The following is a 669-nucleotide window of genomic DNA, read 5'->3' as shown; positions in this document are numbered from 1 at the left end:
ACTGATATGCCAGGATTTGTAGAAGGTATGATTTCCTTTTTTCCAGTATGCAAATGATAAGGTAAGTGCTAGCGTTAAATTATCAATAAGTATGATTAGAACAAAATAAATCAAATCAGCTTCAGCCAAAACAAAAGCAACTTTTAACACAGCTGAAATAAACAATTGCACTAAGCGACAGATAGAAATATACTTCGCAAGAACCTGTGATTGGAAGTAGGAGTCAATTACCTGGAAAGCTTGAAAAAATAAACCACTCGCTATAATAAGTATATAGATGTTGGTTTGATCATTGTTAGAAGTGAAGGGAAGCACAGCACAAATAAGAAGTACTGTAAATAGAGCACCTATTATTTGCAAATAAAATGCTGTTCCTAATATTGACTTTTGCTGATCAGGAAAATTCAATAACTCACGAACTGTGATACTTTGAAGTCCTAAATTAGCAATCACTCCGAACAAAGCAACAAAAGATATAGCATAACTATATATACCGAAAGATTCCGGACCAAGATATCTTGCAGTCCATACGCCAACTAGAATGCCTGATAATATGCGGAGAATTTGCTCTGCAAACAACCATCCAGTATTTCGTGCATATTTCTTAAAACCCTCACTTTTAAGTGGCTTTGCAAGTACTGATAACTTCAAAATAATAAAATGTCAGAG

The 669-nt window shown here is 34.2% G+C and carries 1 protein-coding gene; it reads right to left on the bottom strand.

Annotated elements, in window-relative coordinates; all coding sequences use genetic code 11:
• The coding region (locus ACFQ2O_RS22080) for an oligosaccharide flippase family protein (RefSeq protein ID WP_377533156.1) at positions 1-651 on the bottom strand (651 nt) is incomplete at its 3' end.
• Between the last annotated feature and the right edge of the window lie 18 nt (positions 652-669).

The sequence above is a fragment of the Pontibacter rugosus genome (assembly GCF_042678745.1).
GTDB classification, from domain to species: Bacteria; Bacteroidota; Bacteroidia; order Cytophagales; family Hymenobacteraceae; genus Pontibacter; species Pontibacter rugosus.
Note: the sequence above shows the minus strand (reverse complement) of the source record. Positions and strands in the feature narration are given on the sequence as shown.